Below are 18,047 nucleotides of genomic sequence, written 5' to 3'. Positions count from 1 at the left end.
TTGTTGATATTCAGCATGAGAAGTCCAAGTTTTAAGCATAAAATATTCCTCCTAAAAAATGTATTTTCAGGAGCATGACCGCAAATTTTTATACGCGTGTCAAGTATTTTATGTAAAAAAAATGGGGGAATCAATAAAAATTTTGATTAATATAAGAGAGTAACCACAGGGACTGAAGAGTTTCCGTGAGAGCTCTATTATACTAAGGGGGAAAAAATATGTTAGCAGAAATGAACGTGAAAGATTTTTTAGGTAAAACAGCATCAAATGACCCTGTACCAGGTGGTGGAAGTATTGCAGCACTGAGTGCATCAATTGCAGCAGCACTTACTGAAATGGTAGCAAACTTAACCATTGGAAAGAAAAAATATGTAGAAGTAGAAGAAGAGATGAAAGAAATTGCTAAAGTTGCAGCAACATGTAGATCTAAATTCGTAGAGGATATAGACAAAGATTCAGATGCATTTAACGAAGTAATGGCAGCATTTAAATTACCAAAAGAAACAGATGAAGAAAAAGAAAAGAGAAAAGAGGCCATTCAAGAAGGCACAAAGAAGGCTTCATTAGTACCACTTGAAGTAGCAAAAGACGCATTTAAGATTATGGAGATGATCGAAAAAGTTGTGGTAAAAGGAAACCAAAATGCTGTTACAGATGGGGCAGTAGCTGCGATGATGGCAAGAACAGCTGTGTTATCTGCACTATATAATGTTAAAATCAACTTAGGCTCTATTAAAGATGAAGCTTTTGTTGCAAAAGTAACAAAAGAAGTAACGGCGATTGAATCAAAAGTAGAAAAAGTAGAAAAAGATATTTTATCAAAAGTTGTGCTTTAATATTAACCTAAAAAGACATAGCCAAAATACATTGGCTATGTCTTTTTAGGTTATGAAGTTTAATAGATGAAGTCTGAATTTTATTCCTCTTGGATAATTTCTTCTTTAAGAATAATATTTAGAAACAAAGCAGAAATTGTACCTGCACTGATACCAGAAGAGAAAAGACCCTTTAAAATTTCAGGTAGTTGTGCAATAAAATCAGGACGCACTGTAACACCAAGACCTAAACCTAATGATATGGCAAGAATAAGCATATTTCGATTGTTAAGTGGAACGTCTTTGATTGTTTTGATCCCAGCAGCTGCAACAACACCAAACATAATAATTCCAGCACCACCAAGAACAGGGTTTGGCATGATCGCAACAAGTGCACCAATCTTAGGGAATATACCCAATAATACAAGAATAATACCAGCAAGAATAACAACAAATTTACTTGCAACTCTAGTAAGCGGAATTAAACCAACATTTTGACTAAAAGAAGTATTTGGTCCAGCGTTAAAGAAACCTGCAAGGCAGCTTCCTACACCATCGCATAAAATACCTGATGATATTTCTTCAGAAGAAAGTTCTTTTCCTGAAGCTTCACCAACAGCCATTAAAACCCCTACTGTTTCAATTGTTGTAACTAAATAGGCAGAAAGGAAAGGAATAACGTATTTAAAATCAAAGCTTATACCATATTTAAAAGGAGTAGGGAAAGCAATCCAAGCTGCATCTTTTATTGGTTGAAAATTAAGTAAACCTAAAGGAAAACTTATGATGTAACCAAAGATTAGACCAAGAATAACTGAAGCTGAACTTACAAAACCTTTACCATATCTATTTAGTAGCATTGTTACAAATAAAACAGACATAGCAACTACGACATTTTTAAGACTACCATAATCAGGTGCACCATAACCACCAGCAGCCCAGTCGATTGAAACGGGGAGTAATGTTAAACCAATTAGTATAACAACTGTACCTGTAACAATTGGTGGAAAAAATTTTCTTAAAGGTTTTATAAATCTACTCAAAACAATTTCAACAAATGAACCGAGGATTGTTGCACCAAAAATTGCAGGAAGACCACCACTTAGACCAACTGCTATTGATGGACCAACAAATGTGAAATCTGTGCCCATTACACAGGGTACACGAGCCCCTATCTTCCCTAAACCTCTTGCTTGAAGCCAAGTTGTTACCCCTGCCATAAAAAGAGCGGCACTTACTAAATAAGCGATATCATTTATAGGAAGACCTAAGACACCGCCTATAACAAGCGGAACGGCTACTATACCACCAAATGCAGCCATTATATGCTGTAACGCAAGGAGAATACTAAAGTGAAGCGGTGGTTTATCATCAATTTTATAGATGATTTCTGTATTATTTAAAATGTTTTTTGCGGTACCCATTGAAGTGCTTTTTTCCATATGTGTTAACCTCCTAAATTTAATTTTCTAAAATGGAAAGAAACTTAGGAACACCTCCTTTTAAGAATAATACAAAACCTTGCATAATATTTATAATATTCTGAAGATTTCTGAAAAATCCTTTGGTGAAAAGTAATAATATTTTAGGATAAATGTACATGGAATAAAAGATAAAATTCATAAGATATTCGACAAATATGAAAAAACAAACGATTGCTTAATTTGTTAAAAGTATACAATCTGTAAATAAATAATATTTTTGAAGTAATCACAATAAATTAAAGGAATTCATAGTGTTTTTTAGAAATTATGTATAGAAATAGAAAAAAATGAAAGCTTTATCAAAAAATAAGTGTCCATTGTTTTATAATTTGATCAAGGATGGAGATAATTATGCTAAAAGAAAGTGGCATTACAATTAAGCGCGCAATGGAAATGGATTGTTTGAAGAAAAGCAAAATAATTGCAGGGCATAATGGTGCGCACAATATTATTAGTAGAGTAAATATTATGGCAGATCCAGATATCCTGGAATGGGTTAGTGAAGGAGAATTATTACTTACAACGGCATATTCTTTTAAGAAAAATGATATTAATATGCAGAGAAAATTTATTATTGAATCAAGGAAGAAGAAATTGGCTGGAATCGGTATTAAAATATATCCGTATATGAATGAATTTTCGCAAGAAGTTATTAATCTTGCAGACACATTAGGAATTCCTATCATAGACATTGAATATGCCAAATCACTTACAGATATTATGACACCCATTTTTAAGGAGATCTTTAACAAGCAAGTTGCTTTATTACAGAAAGTAGATTGGATGCATAATGAGCTTATGGGTGTTGTTTTGAAGGGTGGAGGCGTAAAAGAAATTATTAAAACACTCAAAGCAATCATTCAAAATCCAATACTCATACGAAATCATTATTTTAGAGAATATATATATCATGAAATGGAGAATGAACCTTATCCGTATGATTTACTTATAAAAAAAAGTGATGATTTCTTTTTCAAAAATATTGATAATATGAAGATCGATAAGAAAGTTGAAAAGATGGATCAAATTGAGGATGTATATGTAAAAAAAATAATTATTCCTATTTTGGTAAAAGGGAGTATCTATGGACACATTTTGATTTGGGAAATGAATAGAAAAATATGTCATTATGATACAGTTGTATTAGAGTCTGCCTCTAATATTATTGCTTTGGATCTTTTAATGAAAAGTTCTGTTTATGCTGTGGAACATAGATATAAAGTAGAATTTTTTGAAGATATTATTTCAAAAGACAGTAAGAGAAAACAAAACGCTATGAACCGAGCAAATATTTATAAATTCGATTGTGATGCATATTATATTGTAACGAACATTCTTATAAAAAATAAAAATAATACAGAAGAAACAATTAGACTAAACAACAAATTGATATTAGAATTGGAAAAATTCTGTGAAAATCATAAATGGCATACGTTAATTGTATTGAAGGAAGACAGAATTTACATACTCAGTATGTGGCATTTAGAAAAGGATGAACGAAAAAAGATAAGAAGTTTTGGAGATAAAATAAATAAATTTATCAAAGAAAATAGTATTAAACAGAAATATGCAATTGGAATTGGAAGAATTTACAAAGGATTAGAACGAATATATAAAAGCATGCAAGATGCACATAAAACAATTGAAATGGGCGTAATATTTAACAAAGAGGAAACGATTTTCTTTGAAGATTTAGGAATATATAAAATATTTTGTAATGAATATTTGAATGAAGAGCTATATGAATTTTATAAAGATACACTTTCGCCCCTTGTAGAATATGACAAAAATAAAAATACAGAGTTTGTAAAAACGCTACAGATATATTTTGAGACGAATGGGAATTTGAAGAAAACCTCAAAAATACTATACACGCATTACAATACCATACTATATAGAATGCAAAGAATAAAAGAAATAACAAAAAGAGACATCGAAGATTCAGAAGATCGATTCAATTTAGAAACTGCGTTAAAAATTATGAATATACTAAATATAAATAGTAAAACATCAACTCCATAGAATGGAGTTGATGTTTTACTATTTTTCTACAAGAGCTACAGCACGAATAGGAGAACCAGAACCATCTCGAATTTTTAGAGGTAGGCCAAAGAATAAGAATCTTTGATTGACTACTTTATCTAAATTGCATAGGTTTTCTGTATTGGTTATATCATATTCTCCGCAAACTAAATGACCTGAAAAATTCAAATCATCTGGATGATCAATGGCAGGGGCATCTACACCGATATTTACAACACCTTGCTTAGCAAGCCATGTGGCGGATGCATAGCTAAGTCCAGAATAGGTTGTTTGCCATTTGTCGGTATTGAAATATCTGTCATAGTGACCTGTATATAGTAAGACAATATCTCCCTGATAAATAGTCTGACCTGAATTTTTTAAAGCTTCTTCCAAATCTTTAGGTTCAATGTATTTTGTGGGTGAAATATGAGATAAATCTATACAAATTGCACTTCCCCAAAAATAGTCAATGGGCATTTTATCAATTGTTTGTCCAGATGGTTTATATTCCCAAACTCCATCGCAATGGGTACCGCCATGTTCGCTAATTAAGAGATTTCTTGCGGAGAAACCGAGCGATTTGCTACCTGTTGCTTGCATATTTTCCTCATGGGTCATGTTTGTCATAATAAATGTATTTTGATGCATTGGAAAAACAGACATACCTTGGAAAATTTCCTGTGAAAGATCAATTAATCTTAAACTCATTTAAACAGCTCCTTCTGATTATTTTTAAATATTTACTAGATCAATTTCGGCTCTTATGAATTATTAAATACAGTTTCATAAATTCCTTTTTTTTGTTCTATACTAAAATTTTTACAATGAAGTAATAAAATAATAAACAAACCGTTGAAATAATAAGGTTCAATAGTAAAAAAAGGAATAGAAAAAATAAATAGCACTAAGAAAATTGTAGAAATAACACAAAAATATATAATAATATCATTTGTAAATATTGCATATTTTGTAAATAGTACATAAAGGTATTCATGAGTTTGATTAGAATATTTAGAATATACAGAAATAAAAAACAAATACAAAATACAAATCAAATAAATGGAGGTCATTTTATGGAGGACAAAAAGTATGTATTAGCAGTTCCAAATTTTAGTGATGGAAGAAGAAAAGATGTTGTTGAAAAAATAGCAGATGTCGTTAGAAATGTTGAAGGTGTAACTTTAGTCAGTGTTGAACCAGAGCATGATTTTAACAGAACCGTTGTAACCCTTATAGGAGAACCAAAACCTTTAAAAGAAGCATTGCTAAATATGGCTGGAAAATCGTATGAATTAATCAATATGGAAGAACAAAAAGGTACACACCCTAGAATCGGTGCACAAGATACGATTCCATTATTTCCATTCAAAAATATTACATTAGATGAATGCAAGGAAGTAGCAGAAGAAATTGGAGAAGAACTATTTAATAGATATGAAGTACCTGTTTATTTTTCAGGGGTAAATGCAAAAACAGAAGATAAGAAAGCATTGGCTTTCATTAGAAAAGGGCAATATGAGGGGTTAAAAGATTTATTAAAGGATAAGTCACATCCTGATTATGAAAAGAGAAAACCAGATTTAAGTGTAGATGGAAAACTATGCGATAAAAGAGGGGCAACGATTGTAAGTGCAGATATGGAAGGCTTGACTGCATATAATGTATTCTTAGCCACTGAAGATGTACAGATCGCAAAGAAAATAGCAAAAGGTGTTAGAGGGCCAAGCGGAGGATTTTCAACGGTTAGAGCAGTAGGGATTAAGTTTCCAGAAAGAGAAGGTGTAGTAGTATCTATGAATATGTTTGACTGTGAAAATACGCCACTTTATAGAACTTTTAGTTTTGTAAAACAAGAAGCAGCAAGATATGGTGTAGCTGTTACGGGTTCAGAACTTGTAGGACCTGTTAAATTAGAATATTTACTGAATTCTCTTGAATATTTCTTAGGATTAGAAAACCTTAATAGACAACAAATATTAGAAACGCATTTAATGAAATAAATATAGGGAAATAAACATAAGGAGGGGTTTGGAATGAAAGTAGATGTAATTGTTAAAAACGCTAGAATTCCGCAAGGTGATGACACAATTTTAACAAATATTTTAGTGAAAGATGAAAAAATTGCAGGTTTCACACAAGATTTAACAGATGTAGAAGCGGGTAATATAATAGATGCACAGGGAAATTTAACAATGCCTGGATGCATTGATTCGCATACGCACTTTATGTATCAAGGTTTTGGTCACAGAGAAAACACATTAACAGGCTCTGCTGCTGCTGCAACGGGTGGCGTTACAACGGTTATTGATATGCCATGCTGTTCTGTTCCATCTGTAAGAAGTGTTGAACAGCTAAATACAAAAGTATCTTTATGGAAACCTCAAGCGTTAGTTGATTTTGCTTTATGGGGTGGGGTAACAGGAGAAGATGTACGAGAAGGTTGGTTGCACAACGTAAAGGAACAAGTAGATGCAGGCGTTGTTGCATTTAAACTTTATATGACACCATCGGTTCCAACCTATCCTAGAGTATCAGATCCAGAAATGTTTGAATGCTTTAAAGCAGTTGCTGAAACGGGATTGCCTGTAGGGATTCATGCAGAGAACTTTGCGATGTGTGATTTTTATGTTAAAAAATATCAAGAAGAAGGACGATTAGATGGACCTGCTTGGGCAGAAGCAAGATCAATATTGGCAGAGAAGACAGCGATTCAGTTAGGGATTAGCTTTGCTGAAGAATCAGGCGCTAGACTGCACATCGTACATATGAGTACAGGTATTGGTGCACAGCTTGTAGGGGAAGCTAAAAAAAGAGGATTAAGTGTGACAGCAGAAACTTGTCCTCACTACTTAACACTTAATGCACAAGAAGCAATGACCGAGCATGGGGCATGTGCGAAGATTGCACCGCCACTAAGAAGAAAAGAAGATAATGAAATGCATTGGGAAGCATTAAGAAATGGAAGTATTGATTTTGTTGCTACGGATCATGCCCCTTATGAAATCGAAAGCGAAAAAGCGAAAGCGGGAACAAATATTTGGACTGCATTCCCAGGAATTCCTGGCGTAGAAACAATGGTACCTGTTCTTGTGAGTGAAGGTTACAATAAGGGAAGAATTTCATTAAGTAGATTAGTAGAGGTACTTTCTAAGAATGCAGCGATTCATTATGGATTATATCCTAAAAAAGGGGCAATGTTTATTGGATCAGATGCTGACTTTACCATTATTGATCTAGATAGAGCGTGGACGATTAAGCAAGAGGAACAAGTGACTTTAGCAAAATACAATCCACTACATGGCATGAAACTAAAAGGAAAACCTGTTAAAACAATCGTTAGAGGAAATCTTGTTTATTCAGATGGTGAAGAAGGGGTACTACCAAGCTATGACAATTGGGATGTTGTATTTAACACACCAGATGATTTACAGAGTGCTGAGTATCAAGTAAGCTATAGAAAAGATCATCCAGAAAAAGTGAAAAAAGAAGTGCAGTCTATTAAAGGAATCATGGTAGAACCTGGATTTGGCACATGGATTAAAAGACAAAGTATTCAGAAATTAGATAAAACGATTAAGTTCTAAGATCATACTATTAAAATACAATAAAGCATAGCAGGCAAAAATAAATGCCTGCTATGCTAAAAAAAAGGGGGCGTTTAATATGGCAAGACATGCGATATTAGTAATAGATATGTTAAATGATTTTATAGGAGAAAAAGCACCACTAAGATGTCCAGGTGGAGATGATATTGTTCCAACACTACAAGAATTATTAAAATGGGTTAGAGCGAGAGAAGATGACGATATTCATCTCGTACACATTCAAGAAGCACATAGAAAAAATGATGCTGACTTTAGAGTAAGACCTGTTCATGCAGTAAAAGGGACTTGGGGTTCAGATTTTATTAAAGAGCTATATCCAGAAGGAGAAGAGTATATCGTACCTAAGCGAAGACATAGCGGTTTTGCACATACGGATTTAGATTTATATTTAAGAGAAGAAAATATTGACACAGTTGTTCTAACAGGGGTTTGGACAAATGTTTGCGTAAGAAGTACTGCATCGGATGCACTTTATAACGCTTATAAAGTGATTACGCTAAGTGATGGTTGTGCTTCAAAAACAGAAGAAATGCATGCATATGGTTTAAATGATTTAAGTATATTCACAAAAGTTATGACGGTTGATGCCTATAAAAAAGCATGGGAAAATGGAGAAGATGCATGGGCAGGTGGCGGAGACGCAGAAAACAAAGTGAAATAGTCCTTTAGAAGAAAGAGGGATTGAAAGATGAGACTAACTGTGGCGATAACTGGAGGTAGCTGTGCAATATATGGCGTTGCGCTACTAAAAGCACTCGAACAACTTGGCGTAGAGACACATCTTGTTGTATCAAGAATGGGAGAATATGTAGTTGAACATGAATGCAATATGAACTTAGAAGAACTAAGGTCATTGGCAAGTTATTCTTATGACAATAATGATTTGGCTGCAGCAATTGCAAGTGGATCATTCAAAAATGATGGAATGATTATTGCGCCGTGTTCGATGAACACGGTAGCAGCTATTGCGAATGGCATTTCATCAAATCTGGTGGGCAGAGCAGCAGATGTAACCATTAAAGAAGGTAGAAAACTGATTATATTACCTAGAGAAACACCACTTAGTGTGATTCATTTGGAAAATATGCTCAAGCTTGCAAAGATCGGTGTAAAAGTAATGCCTGCTTCTCCAGGATTTTATCATCAGCCTCAGACGATAGGAGATATCGTAAATATTATCGTGGGTAGAATGTTAGACCAAATCGGAATAGAACACAATCTGATGAAAAGATGGGGTGAATAAATAATAAGGAGAGGCGGTAGAATGTGGAACGACAAATGCTTAGAGCTACAATAGATAAGCTAAAGAAAAATGGCTATTTAGAGATTTGTGATGTAGAGGTAGATCCTAAATATGAATTGGGTGGCGTGCTAAAACATTACAAAAATGAAAGACCAATGTTGTTTAACAAAGTAAGGGGAAGTAAAACTTCTGTGGTAGGTGCACTTTTTGGGAATCGTGAAATTTATTATGATTTATTGAATGTAACGCATGAAGAGAGAATTGCAAAATTCATAAATGCGATGATGAACCCAAAGCCTACGAAGCTTTTAGATAAAGGACCTATCATGGAGAATATTTTAACGAGAAATATTGATCTTAAAAGTATGTTACCCGTACCTACTTATCACGGAAAAGATTCCTCAAGCTATATTACATCAGGTATGTTAGTTGTCAAAGATCCACAAACAGGGAAAAGATATGTATCTGTTCGTAGATTTCAAATGCTTAAAGGGAATAAGATGAGTGCACTTATTGCTTCTCCTTTTTTAACAAGAGAATTTCAAGCATTAGAATCTAAAAATAAACCATTAGAAGTAGCAGTTGTGCTAGGATATGATGCCAATCTTTTATTAGCATCACAAATTAGTTCAGAAACTTATGGATTAGACAAATATGAAGTGGATAGTGCGTTAAGAGGAGAACCATTAGAGCTTGTGAAGTGCCATAGTGTTGATTTAGAGGTACCTGCACACGCAGAGTATGTATTTGAAGGCATTATTCCACCGAATAAAAGAGAACTTGAGGGACCTTTTGGAGAATTGATGGGTTATTATGGAAGTCAAGCACCCCATCCAATTATAGAAGTTAAAGTGATTATGCATAGAAATAACCCGATTTTCCAAACTGCTTTTCCTTGTCCACAAGAACATCTTTCAAATGGACTCATAAGAGAAATTGAAGTATATAGCCGTTTAAAAGCATTAGTCGATGTTAAAGACGTGAATGTTACAATTGGAGGAGGTTATAGATTTCATGTAGTTGCTTCTATTCACAAGAAATTTGATGGAGATGGGAAAAGTGCAATATTAGGCGTTTTAGCAAGTAGTACGGATGTAAAGCATGTAGTTATTGTAGATGAAGATGTAAATATATTTGATCATGATGAAGTAGAAGGTGCAATGGCATCTAGATTTCAAGCGGATCATGATTTGGTTGTAATAGGTGGGGCCTTAGGTTCGGGGCTTGAACCTAGTCATGTAGTGAGAGGAATTACAACAAAAATGGGATTAGATGCTACGAAACCACTAGGGGATGATTGTATAAAATTTGAAAAAGCGCGCATACCTAACTTTGAAAAGATTGACATTAAGAAATATTTTCCTAATATTGAAAAATAAGAATAAAGGGGATTAATGAGGATGAAACAAGCCTTAGGAATATTTGAAATAAAAAGTATGTTAGCCGCTATTACGGCAGCGGATGCAATGGTAAAAGCTGCTGACGTGACGATTGTTGACTTCAATTTTGTTGGCTCAGGGATCGTGTCTGTTATGGTAGAAGGAGAAGTAGCAGCCGTTAAAGCAGCGATTGAGAGTGCAGAAAAGTCTGCGAAAGATCTTGCAGAGATAGTTTCCATAAATGTAATTCCAAGACCACATGATGAAGTGGCAAAACTATTAAAGTAGTTTAATGGGGTGTTGATATGGCAAATCCATTAGCAATAAGAATCATGAAGAATATTGCTAAAAAGATGAATAAAGATATTGAATCAAATGTAGAAGTGTATGGGTTACCAAAAAAGGAACGAACGATTGATCAGAAATATGAATCATTATTAAAAGAGGTGATATATCATAAAGAGGATCAAGCAACGCACAAAACAGTTAAAAAAGAGCCTGTGAAATGGGATGCATATTTAGAAAATTTTATAGATCACCCAATAAAAGAACAATCAAAAAACAAAACAAGTGAGAAGAATACAAATAAAAAAAGTACAATGATGACATTAGAAGAACTAAGTAATAAATGATGAAAATAATGTTTTTTGCGATAAATAATGTATGTAAGCAAGCCATATGCCAATGGTTGGAGGTGTAAAATGAGAGGTGCTTTAGGTTTAATAGAAACACTTGGATTAGCAACAGCCGTGACTGCACTTGATGGCGCTTGTAAAACAGCAGAAGTTCGTCTTGTCGGTTATGAAAAAGTGATAGGAGCAGGCAAAGCTGTAAGTGTCACCATTCATATTGCTGGAGACGTAGCGGCGGTAAAGGCTGCAGTCGAAGCAGGTGTGATGGCAGCTGAAAAAGTAGGAACCGTATTAGCTCATAGTGTTATTCCGAGACCCCATGAGGAAGTACAAACACTCATTAATATTTTTAATAGAAATTTGGAAAAAGAGCAAGGAGAAAAAGTGGAAGATCAAAAAAAGGTTGAAAAAGATGTAAAATCTAACGAGAAAGTTGAAAATAATCAGATAAAAGAATAATAAGGAGGAATAAAAAAATGGGTCAAGCATTAGGAATGATTGAAACAAAAGGATTAGTAGGCGCGATTGAAGCCGCAGATGCAATGGTAAAATCTGCAAATGTAACCATCGTAGGCTATGAAAAAATTGGTTGGGGATTGGTTACAGTTATGGTAAGAGGCGATGTAGGGGCTGTAAAAGCAGCTACAGATGCTGGTGCAGAAGCTGCTAGAAATGTTGGAGAACTACATTCTGTACATGTGATCCCAAGACCTCATGCAGAAGTAGAAAGAGTTTTATTAAAATCAGAATAAGAAATAAACCTACATAACATGAAAAAAGTATTCGCGTTATGTATGAAGAGGTGCAAAAATGAAAGACAATTTTCTGGTTAAAGAAATTCTTAATAATATAGCAAGTAATATTGTAACAAGGCAGTCGGTTCAAATGAAAAATAGACAGGGAAGTGTTGGTTTAGTCAATAAAACTAAAAATATTTTGGTTGTTTTAACAGGTAGTAATAATGGAATAGACGAGATCCTAAATCATTTAAATCAGTTAAAGAGATATGGATATTGTCTAAATATTGTCCTATCTAAAACTGCAGAAAATATTATAGGGTTAGATAGACTAAAAAAGGAATTGTATAGCGTATCCATTTCATTAGAAGAAAATAAAGAACAATATTTAGATTTAATTGAAAAATCTCATTTAGTACTCGTACCTTTGCTCACCCAAAATACAGCGGCTAAATTAAGAGCGGGTATTCAAGATACAATGGCATCTTTATGTATTTGGCAAGCACTTTGGCAAGAAAAGATGGTTTTGGCAGATACAAGAGGACTTGTTTGTAATGGGAAAGATACAAAAAATGCCATACTAAACCAAATTGTAGAAGATAACTTATCATTTTTAAAAAAAATGGGATTAAAAATTTTGGATAGAAAAAGTTATCTTGTTGCAATAGATACTATTTTAAGGCATGAAGATAAAACTTTATGTCAAGAGAACCAATCAAAAGATGTAGAAAAAAAAGAACAAATAGATATTTTAGCAATCAATGAAGAAGAAGCAAAAAGAAAAATCATTACACAAAAGGATATCTATGCAATGGTAGGAAAAATGAATCAATTGCATATCCATAAGCATACAATTATAACTCCCCTGGCAAGAGATTATGCAAAAGAAAAAAATATTGAACTCATAAGGAATACGTAAATCAGGAGGAGAAAATTTTATGAAAATTGGAAAAGTTATTGGAACGGCAGTGGCCACAAGAAAAGATGAAAGGCTTGTGGGCCAAAAATTAATGATTATGCAAGAATTAGATCTTGAAGGCAATCCCAAAGGTTCACTTATTATTGCTGTCGATACAGTAGGTGCAGGGATTGGAGAATTAGTTTTGTATGTAGCAGGTGCAGCAGCACGCCATGCTACGAATAAGCCACAATCGCCAATTGATCTAGCGATTATAGGAATTATTGATAACTTAGATGTGCATCATGAACTGATAGATTCAAAAAAATAAAACAGTAGAGAGGAGGCAGAATATTGCTAGATGCTTTAGGAATAAAAAAAGCAATTGAGTATAGAGAATTAGTAGATGTCTTAATGGGAGATAAGGCATTTGCAGATGTTGTGCTTCGTGGTGGAAATGTAATTAATGTACTTACGAGAGAAGCTTATGTAGCAGATGTAGCCATAAAGGGAAAATACATTCTGATGGTAGGCGATGCATCTAAATTAATTGGGGAGGATACGAAAGTAATAGATGTTGAAGGAAAATATATTTCGCCTGGATTTATGGATTCACATATGCACTTCGAAAGCAGCATGTTGACAATTACTGAATTTTCAAGATTATCTATTCCATCAGGAACAACAACGCTCGTAGCAGATCCACATGAAATTGGCAATGCACTTGGACCTATAGGGATGAAAGCAATGGCACAAGAAGCAAGTGTAGTACCAAATCATGTTCATTTGGTGCTACCTGCATTAACACCAGATTGTCCAAGCTTAGAAACTGCTGGTTATGATATAACATCAAAAGATATGAAAGAAATTCTAAATTATCCGAATGTGATAGGTATTGGAGAACTTCAAGGTTTTAGTAATGCAAAACATGTATATAGCAATACGCCAGAGATTATTACAGATCTTATCGCATCAACAAGCTATGCAAGAAGTATTGGAAAGATTGTTGATGGAAATGCACCGGATATTTTTGGAAATGAGTTGGCAGCACATATTATCACAACAGGTGGAAAATGTTCTTGCCATGAGACAACAACAAAGGAAGAGTGTATAGAGAAGTTGAGACAAGGGGTTTACGTGTTTATGCGTGAAGGTTCTACGCAAAAAAATATGGCACAGTGTATTAGAGCTGTTACGGAAGAAAAAATGGACTCTAGACGTTGTATTTTAGCAACAGATGATATGCTTTCAGCGGACTTAGAAAAACTAGGACATATGAATGAGATCGTTAAAAGAACAATTGAGCAAGGCGTTGATCCGATTGAAGCAATACAAATGGTTACGATTAATCCAGTAACCTATTTTGGATTAGAAGATCGAGGCGTTTTGGCACCTGGTAAACTTGCAGATATTGCTATTATTAGTGATTTAACAAATATGGTTGTGGAGGGTGTTTTTATTGAAGGAAAATTAGCGGCGATTAATGGAAAACTGCTATTAGATATGCCAAAGTATATCTATTCAGATGTAGTGAAAAATTCAGTGAAAAGAAAACCATTAAAAGAGGAAGAACTTGTTATAGAAGCAAAAGGTTCAAAAGCTTTAGTAAGAGCAATTGAATTGATTCCAGATCAAAATCTTTCAGGATGCCTTGAATTTGAAGTAAAAGTGCAAAAGGGTATTGTGCAAGTAGATTTAAGACAAGATGCTTTATATATTGCTTGTGTTGAACGATATGGAAGGAATGGAAACATCGGAAAAGCTTTTGTGAATGGTTTTGGATTAAAAACAGGTGCTTTTGCGGAGAGTGTAGCACATGATACCCATAATATTATGGTAGTAGGAACGAACCTTAAGGATATGACGATCGCAGTAAATCATGTCATTGAAATAGGTGGAGGAATTGCAATTTCTAAAAATGGAAGAATTTTAGATGATTTAAGACTTCCGGTAGGAGGACTCATTACAGATGAATTAATAGGTACGCAAGTGAGTGAAAAAATTGCATCACTAGAAGAAACAGTTAAACGGGAACTAGATTGCAAGGTACATGCACCTTTTATGCACTTATCATTTTTAGCATTATCGACCAGTCCAAAATGGAAGATTACGGATAAGGGATTGATAGATGTCAACCATTTTACTGTGCTAGATCCTATTAAATAAAAATAGGCCTTATTATAAGGTGTAAAAAGCATATTTTTTTAACATGAATTGTTTAAATATTTAATAAACATATAACAAGTGCATGAAAAAATGTTCGTCAGAAGTTGTAAAAAAAGAGAAAAATAAAGGGGGATTAATCAATGAATATGCAACACGATAGTTTAGAAAAAAAAAGATTTCTCCAGAACACCTTTAAACTGACACAGCATAATACAGATATAAAAACAGAAATAATGGCTGGAATTACAACATTCATGACAATGGCATATATAATCATTGTTAACCCATTGATTATGGGTGAAACAGGTATGGATCAAGGCGCAATATTTACTGCTACTTGTTTATCAGCAGCAGTTGCTACACTGATTATGGCATTTTTAGCAAACTATCCATTCGTTTTAGCACCCGGGATGGGACTTAATGCGTTTTTTGCATATACGGTTGTTTTAGGGATGGGATATTCTTGGGAGTTTGCATTAACCGCTGTCTTTATAGAAGGGATTATTTTTATCATTTTAACCTTCTTTAATATTCGGGAAGCAATTATCAATGTAATGCCTATGAATATAAAAAATGCAGTGAGTGTTGGGATTGGATTGTTTATTGCATTTATAGGATTAGCAAATGCAGGAATTGTTGTAGCAAATCCTGCTACAAAAGTATCTTTAGGAGATATGGGAAATCCGATAGCGCTAGTTGCGATCATTGGTCTAATCATTACTGGGATTCTACTCGCTAAGAACGTTAAGGGTGCATTACTAATAGGAATTATTGCGACAACAATCATAGGAGTTCCTTTTGGCGTGACATCAATGCCTACAGGATTTGTGAGTGCACCCCCTTCATTAGCACCCATCGCATTTAAGCTTGATTTTAAAAATATATTTAGTATGGATATGTTAGTAATTATGTTTACTTTCTTATTTGTTGACTTATTTGATACATTAGGAACTTTAGTGGGTGTTGCATCGAAAGCAGATATGTTAGATAAAGATGGAAAATTGCCAAAAGCAAAACAAGCGTTATTTGCAGATGCAGTAGGAACTACTTTTGGCGCTTTGATGGGTACGAGTACAGTAACAACTTATGTAGAAAGTGCTTCAGGCGTAGCAGTAGGAGGAAGAACAGGGCTAACTGCATTTACGAGCGGTGTATTATTTTTATTAGCATTATTATTCTCACCAATCATTCGTATTATTCCAGCTGCTGCAACAGCTCCAGCACTGATATTAGTTGGACTTTTCATGATGTCTCCGATCAAAAAAATTGATTTAGATGACTTTACAGAAGCCATTCCAGCGTTCTTAACAATCATTATGATGCCACTTGCATATAGTATTGCTGAAGGTATAACTTTTGGTATTTTGGCATACGTATTTCTAAAGATGTTAACTGGAAGAACCAAAGAATTATCTATTCCAATGTATATATTGGCGATTTTATTTATTTTAAAATTTGCAATGTAGTGTATAGAGCCTCTATCCTACAAGGGGGAGAGGCTTTATTTCTAACCTATTCTTTTATATGAGTGACTATGGTAAATACAAAATAAAGCAATAAATCATAGTCATTCACATAAGTGGATATGTAAATGGAATAAAATATTTGCTAGGAGAAACGCCATACTTTAGGGATCAAAGAATGACGAGTAAATAGGGTAGTAAAACGATTACAAATATTTTCTATAGTGATTAAAGGGGAGAATAAAAATGGAAAAAAAGACTTTGGTAATAAAAAATGGAAATCTGGTGACGATGAATAAAAACAAAGAGATATTGAGTGGAGATCTATTAATAGAAGATAATCGTATAAAAAGCATTGGATCTAAATTAGATGTCAATGCGGATGAAGTGATTGATGCAGATGGAATGGTTGTTATTCCAGGACTTATTCAAACACACATTCATCTAACCCAAAGCTTATTCAAAGGACAAGCAGATGATCTGGAATTGCTAGATTGGTTAAAAAAGAGAATATGGCCATTAGAAGGTAGTCATACAGAAGAATCAAATTATATTTCAGCAAAGCTTGGTATTGCCGAGTTGATTAAAGGGGGGACCACTTCCATAATAGATATGGAGACAGTAAATCATACAGAATCTGCGTTAAATGCTGTATTGGAGTCAGGGCTTAGAGCCCATATAGGAAAATGTATGATGGATTATGGCCAAGGATTACCTGATGCTTTGATGGAAAATACAGAAGCATCAATAAAAGAAAGTGAAAGGTTATTAAAAATATGGCATCAAAGAGGAAATGGAAGAATAAAGTATGCTTTCGCGCCTAGATTTGTTGTTTCTTGTACAGAAAAATTATTATTAAAGGTAAGAGATTTGGCAAAAAATTATGATGTTATGGTTCATACGCATGCATCTGAAAATCAAGGAGAGATTGCATTTGTCCAAAAGGATAGAGGCATGCGCAATATTGTGTATCTTCATAAATTAGGACTAACGGGTGAAAATTTGATTTTGGCACATTGTATTTGGCTAAATGAAGAGGAAATGAAAATATTGGCAGATACAGGAACGAACATAGCGCATTGTCCAAATTCAAACCTTAAATTAGCTTCTGGAATTGCAAAAATACCTGAATTGTTAAATATGGGAGCAAATGTGTCTATTGGTGCAGATGGCGCACCGTGTAATAATAATCTAGATATGTTTGCAGAGATGAGAAGCGCAGCACTCATACAAAAGGCAAGACTACTTGAACCTACAACAATGCCTGCAAACCGTGTTTTTGAAATGGCTACTATCGGTGGTGCAAAAGCGATGGGACTAGAAAGTGAAATTGGAAGTATTGAGATAGGGAAAAAAGCGGACTTAGCGATTATTAATCTAAGGAATATACACAATGCACCGCATGAAAATACAGAGATCATATCCAAATTGGTTTACTCAGCATCTGCAAGAGATGTAATGACAACGATTGTGGATGGAAAGATCTTAATGAAAAATAGAGAATTAACAACCCTTAGTGAATCTTCAGTAATGAATGATGCAAATAGAATATTAAAAAAACAAATAAAGAAAGCAAAAATTCAATAAAAAGTTAGGGGTT

General features: G+C 34.0%; 18 protein-coding genes. 16 read left to right on the top strand and 2 right to left on the bottom strand.

Annotated elements, in window-relative coordinates; translation table 11 throughout:
- Positions 1-218: 218 nt before the first annotated feature.
- Positions 219-836 (top strand): cyclodeaminase/cyclohydrolase family protein, encoded by a 618-nt coding sequence (locus EV214_RS08580; RefSeq protein WP_132244724.1) that lies wholly within the window; start codon positions 219-221, stop codon positions 834-836.
- Positions 837-916: 80 nt separating this feature from the next.
- Here EV214_RS08580 and EV214_RS08575 read toward each other — a convergent pair whose 3' ends face one another.
- Entirely contained in the window at positions 917-2,239 is a 1,323-nt protein-coding gene (locus EV214_RS08575) for a nucleobase:cation symporter-2 family protein (protein WP_132244722.1), read from the bottom strand.
- 411 nt (positions 2,240-2,650) lie between these two features.
- Here EV214_RS08575 and EV214_RS08570 point away from each other — a divergent pair, with 411 nt between their 5' ends.
- A complete protein-coding gene (locus EV214_RS08570) occupies positions 2,651-4,321 on the top strand; it encodes a PucR family transcriptional regulator (protein ID WP_165916313.1) in 1,671 nt (556 codons plus the stop codon).
- 18 nt (positions 4,322-4,339) lie between these two features.
- Here EV214_RS08570 and EV214_RS08565 read toward each other — a convergent pair whose 3' ends face one another.
- Positions 4,340-5,032, bottom strand: coding sequence for a cyclase family protein (locus tag EV214_RS08565; RefSeq protein WP_132244718.1), 693 nt, complete (start codon positions 5,030-5,032; stop codon positions 4,340-4,342).
- Positions 5,033-5,397: 365 nt separating this feature from the next.
- On the opposite strand from EV214_RS08565, the gene ftcD reads away from it, so the two are divergent.
- The 14 genes from ftcD (at position 5,398) to EV214_RS08495 (ending at position 18,034) form a co-directional block, all read left to right on the top strand.
- Positions 5,398-6,324 carry a glutamate formimidoyltransferase gene (gene ftcD / locus EV214_RS08560; protein WP_132244716.1) on the top strand — a complete coding sequence of 309 codons (927 nt, stop codon included), beginning with the start codon at positions 5,398-5,400 and terminating at the stop codon, positions 6,322-6,324.
- Positions 6,325-6,357: 33 nt separating this feature from the next.
- The gene (locus EV214_RS08555; protein WP_132244715.1) at positions 6,358-7,908 is read left to right on the top strand and encodes a dihydroorotase; all 1,551 of its coding nucleotides are present in this window, start codon (positions 6,358-6,360) and stop codon (positions 7,906-7,908) included.
- A gap of 79 nt (positions 7,909-7,987) precedes the next feature.
- Positions 7,988-8,590 (top strand): cysteine hydrolase family protein, encoded by a 603-nt coding sequence (locus EV214_RS08550; protein WP_132244713.1) that lies wholly within the window; start codon positions 7,988-7,990, stop codon positions 8,588-8,590.
- 27 nt (positions 8,591-8,617) lie between these two features.
- Positions 8,618-9,172: a UbiX family flavin prenyltransferase gene (locus EV214_RS08545; RefSeq protein ID WP_132244711.1), complete on the top strand. Its 555-nt coding sequence runs from the start codon at positions 8,618-8,620 to the stop codon at positions 9,170-9,172.
- Positions 9,173-9,195: 23 nt separating this feature from the next.
- Positions 9,196-10,551, top strand: coding sequence for a UbiD family decarboxylase (locus tag EV214_RS08540; RefSeq protein ID WP_132244709.1), 1,356 nt, complete (start codon positions 9,196-9,198; stop codon positions 10,549-10,551).
- 21 nt (positions 10,552-10,572) lie between these two features.
- Positions 10,573-10,839 carry a BMC domain-containing protein gene (locus EV214_RS08535; protein ID WP_132244707.1) on the top strand — a complete coding sequence of 89 codons (267 nt, stop codon included), beginning with the start codon at positions 10,573-10,575 and terminating at the stop codon, positions 10,837-10,839.
- A gap of 17 nt (positions 10,840-10,856) precedes the next feature.
- Positions 10,857-11,183, top strand: coding sequence for a hypothetical protein (locus EV214_RS08530; protein ID WP_132244705.1), 327 nt, complete (start codon positions 10,857-10,859; stop codon positions 11,181-11,183).
- A 69-nt stretch (positions 11,184-11,252) separates the two neighbouring features.
- Positions 11,253-11,642 carry a BMC domain-containing protein gene (locus tag EV214_RS08525; protein WP_132244703.1) on the top strand — a complete coding sequence of 130 codons (390 nt, stop codon included), beginning with the start codon at positions 11,253-11,255 and terminating at the stop codon, positions 11,640-11,642.
- Positions 11,643-11,659: 17 nt separating this feature from the next.
- Positions 11,660-11,935 (top strand): propanediol utilization microcompartment protein PduA, encoded by a 276-nt coding sequence (pduA, locus tag EV214_RS08520; RefSeq protein WP_132244701.1) that lies wholly within the window; start codon positions 11,660-11,662, stop codon positions 11,933-11,935.
- Between the two features lie 58 nt (positions 11,936-11,993).
- Entirely contained in the window at positions 11,994-12,839 is an 846-nt protein-coding gene (locus EV214_RS08515) for a flavoprotein (RefSeq protein WP_132244699.1), read from the top strand.
- A gap of 19 nt (positions 12,840-12,858) precedes the next feature.
- Positions 12,859-13,149, top strand: coding sequence for a EutN/CcmL family microcompartment protein (locus tag EV214_RS08510; RefSeq protein WP_132244697.1), 291 nt, complete (start codon positions 12,859-12,861; stop codon positions 13,147-13,149).
- 23 nt (positions 13,150-13,172) lie between these two features.
- Positions 13,173-14,984 carry an adenine deaminase gene (gene ade / locus EV214_RS08505; RefSeq protein ID WP_243116602.1) on the top strand — a complete coding sequence of 604 codons (1,812 nt, stop codon included), beginning with the start codon at positions 13,173-13,175 and terminating at the stop codon, positions 14,982-14,984.
- Between the two features lie 146 nt (positions 14,985-15,130).
- Positions 15,131-16,450 (top strand): NCS2 family permease, encoded by a 1,320-nt coding sequence (locus tag EV214_RS08500; RefSeq protein WP_132244746.1) that lies wholly within the window; start codon positions 15,131-15,133, stop codon positions 16,448-16,450.
- A gap of 243 nt (positions 16,451-16,693) precedes the next feature.
- Complete coding sequence (locus EV214_RS08495) at positions 16,694-18,034, top strand: 5'-deoxyadenosine deaminase (protein ID WP_132244695.1); 1,341 nt, start codon at positions 16,694-16,696, stop codon at positions 18,032-18,034.
- Positions 18,035-18,047 lie beyond the last annotated feature (13 nt).

It is taken from the genome of Marinisporobacter balticus (assembly GCF_004345705.1).
In the GTDB taxonomy this organism is placed as follows: Bacteria; Bacillota; Clostridia; order Peptostreptococcales; family Thermotaleaceae; genus Marinisporobacter; species Marinisporobacter balticus.
Note: the sequence above shows the minus strand (reverse complement) of the source record. Positions and strands in the feature narration are given on the sequence as shown.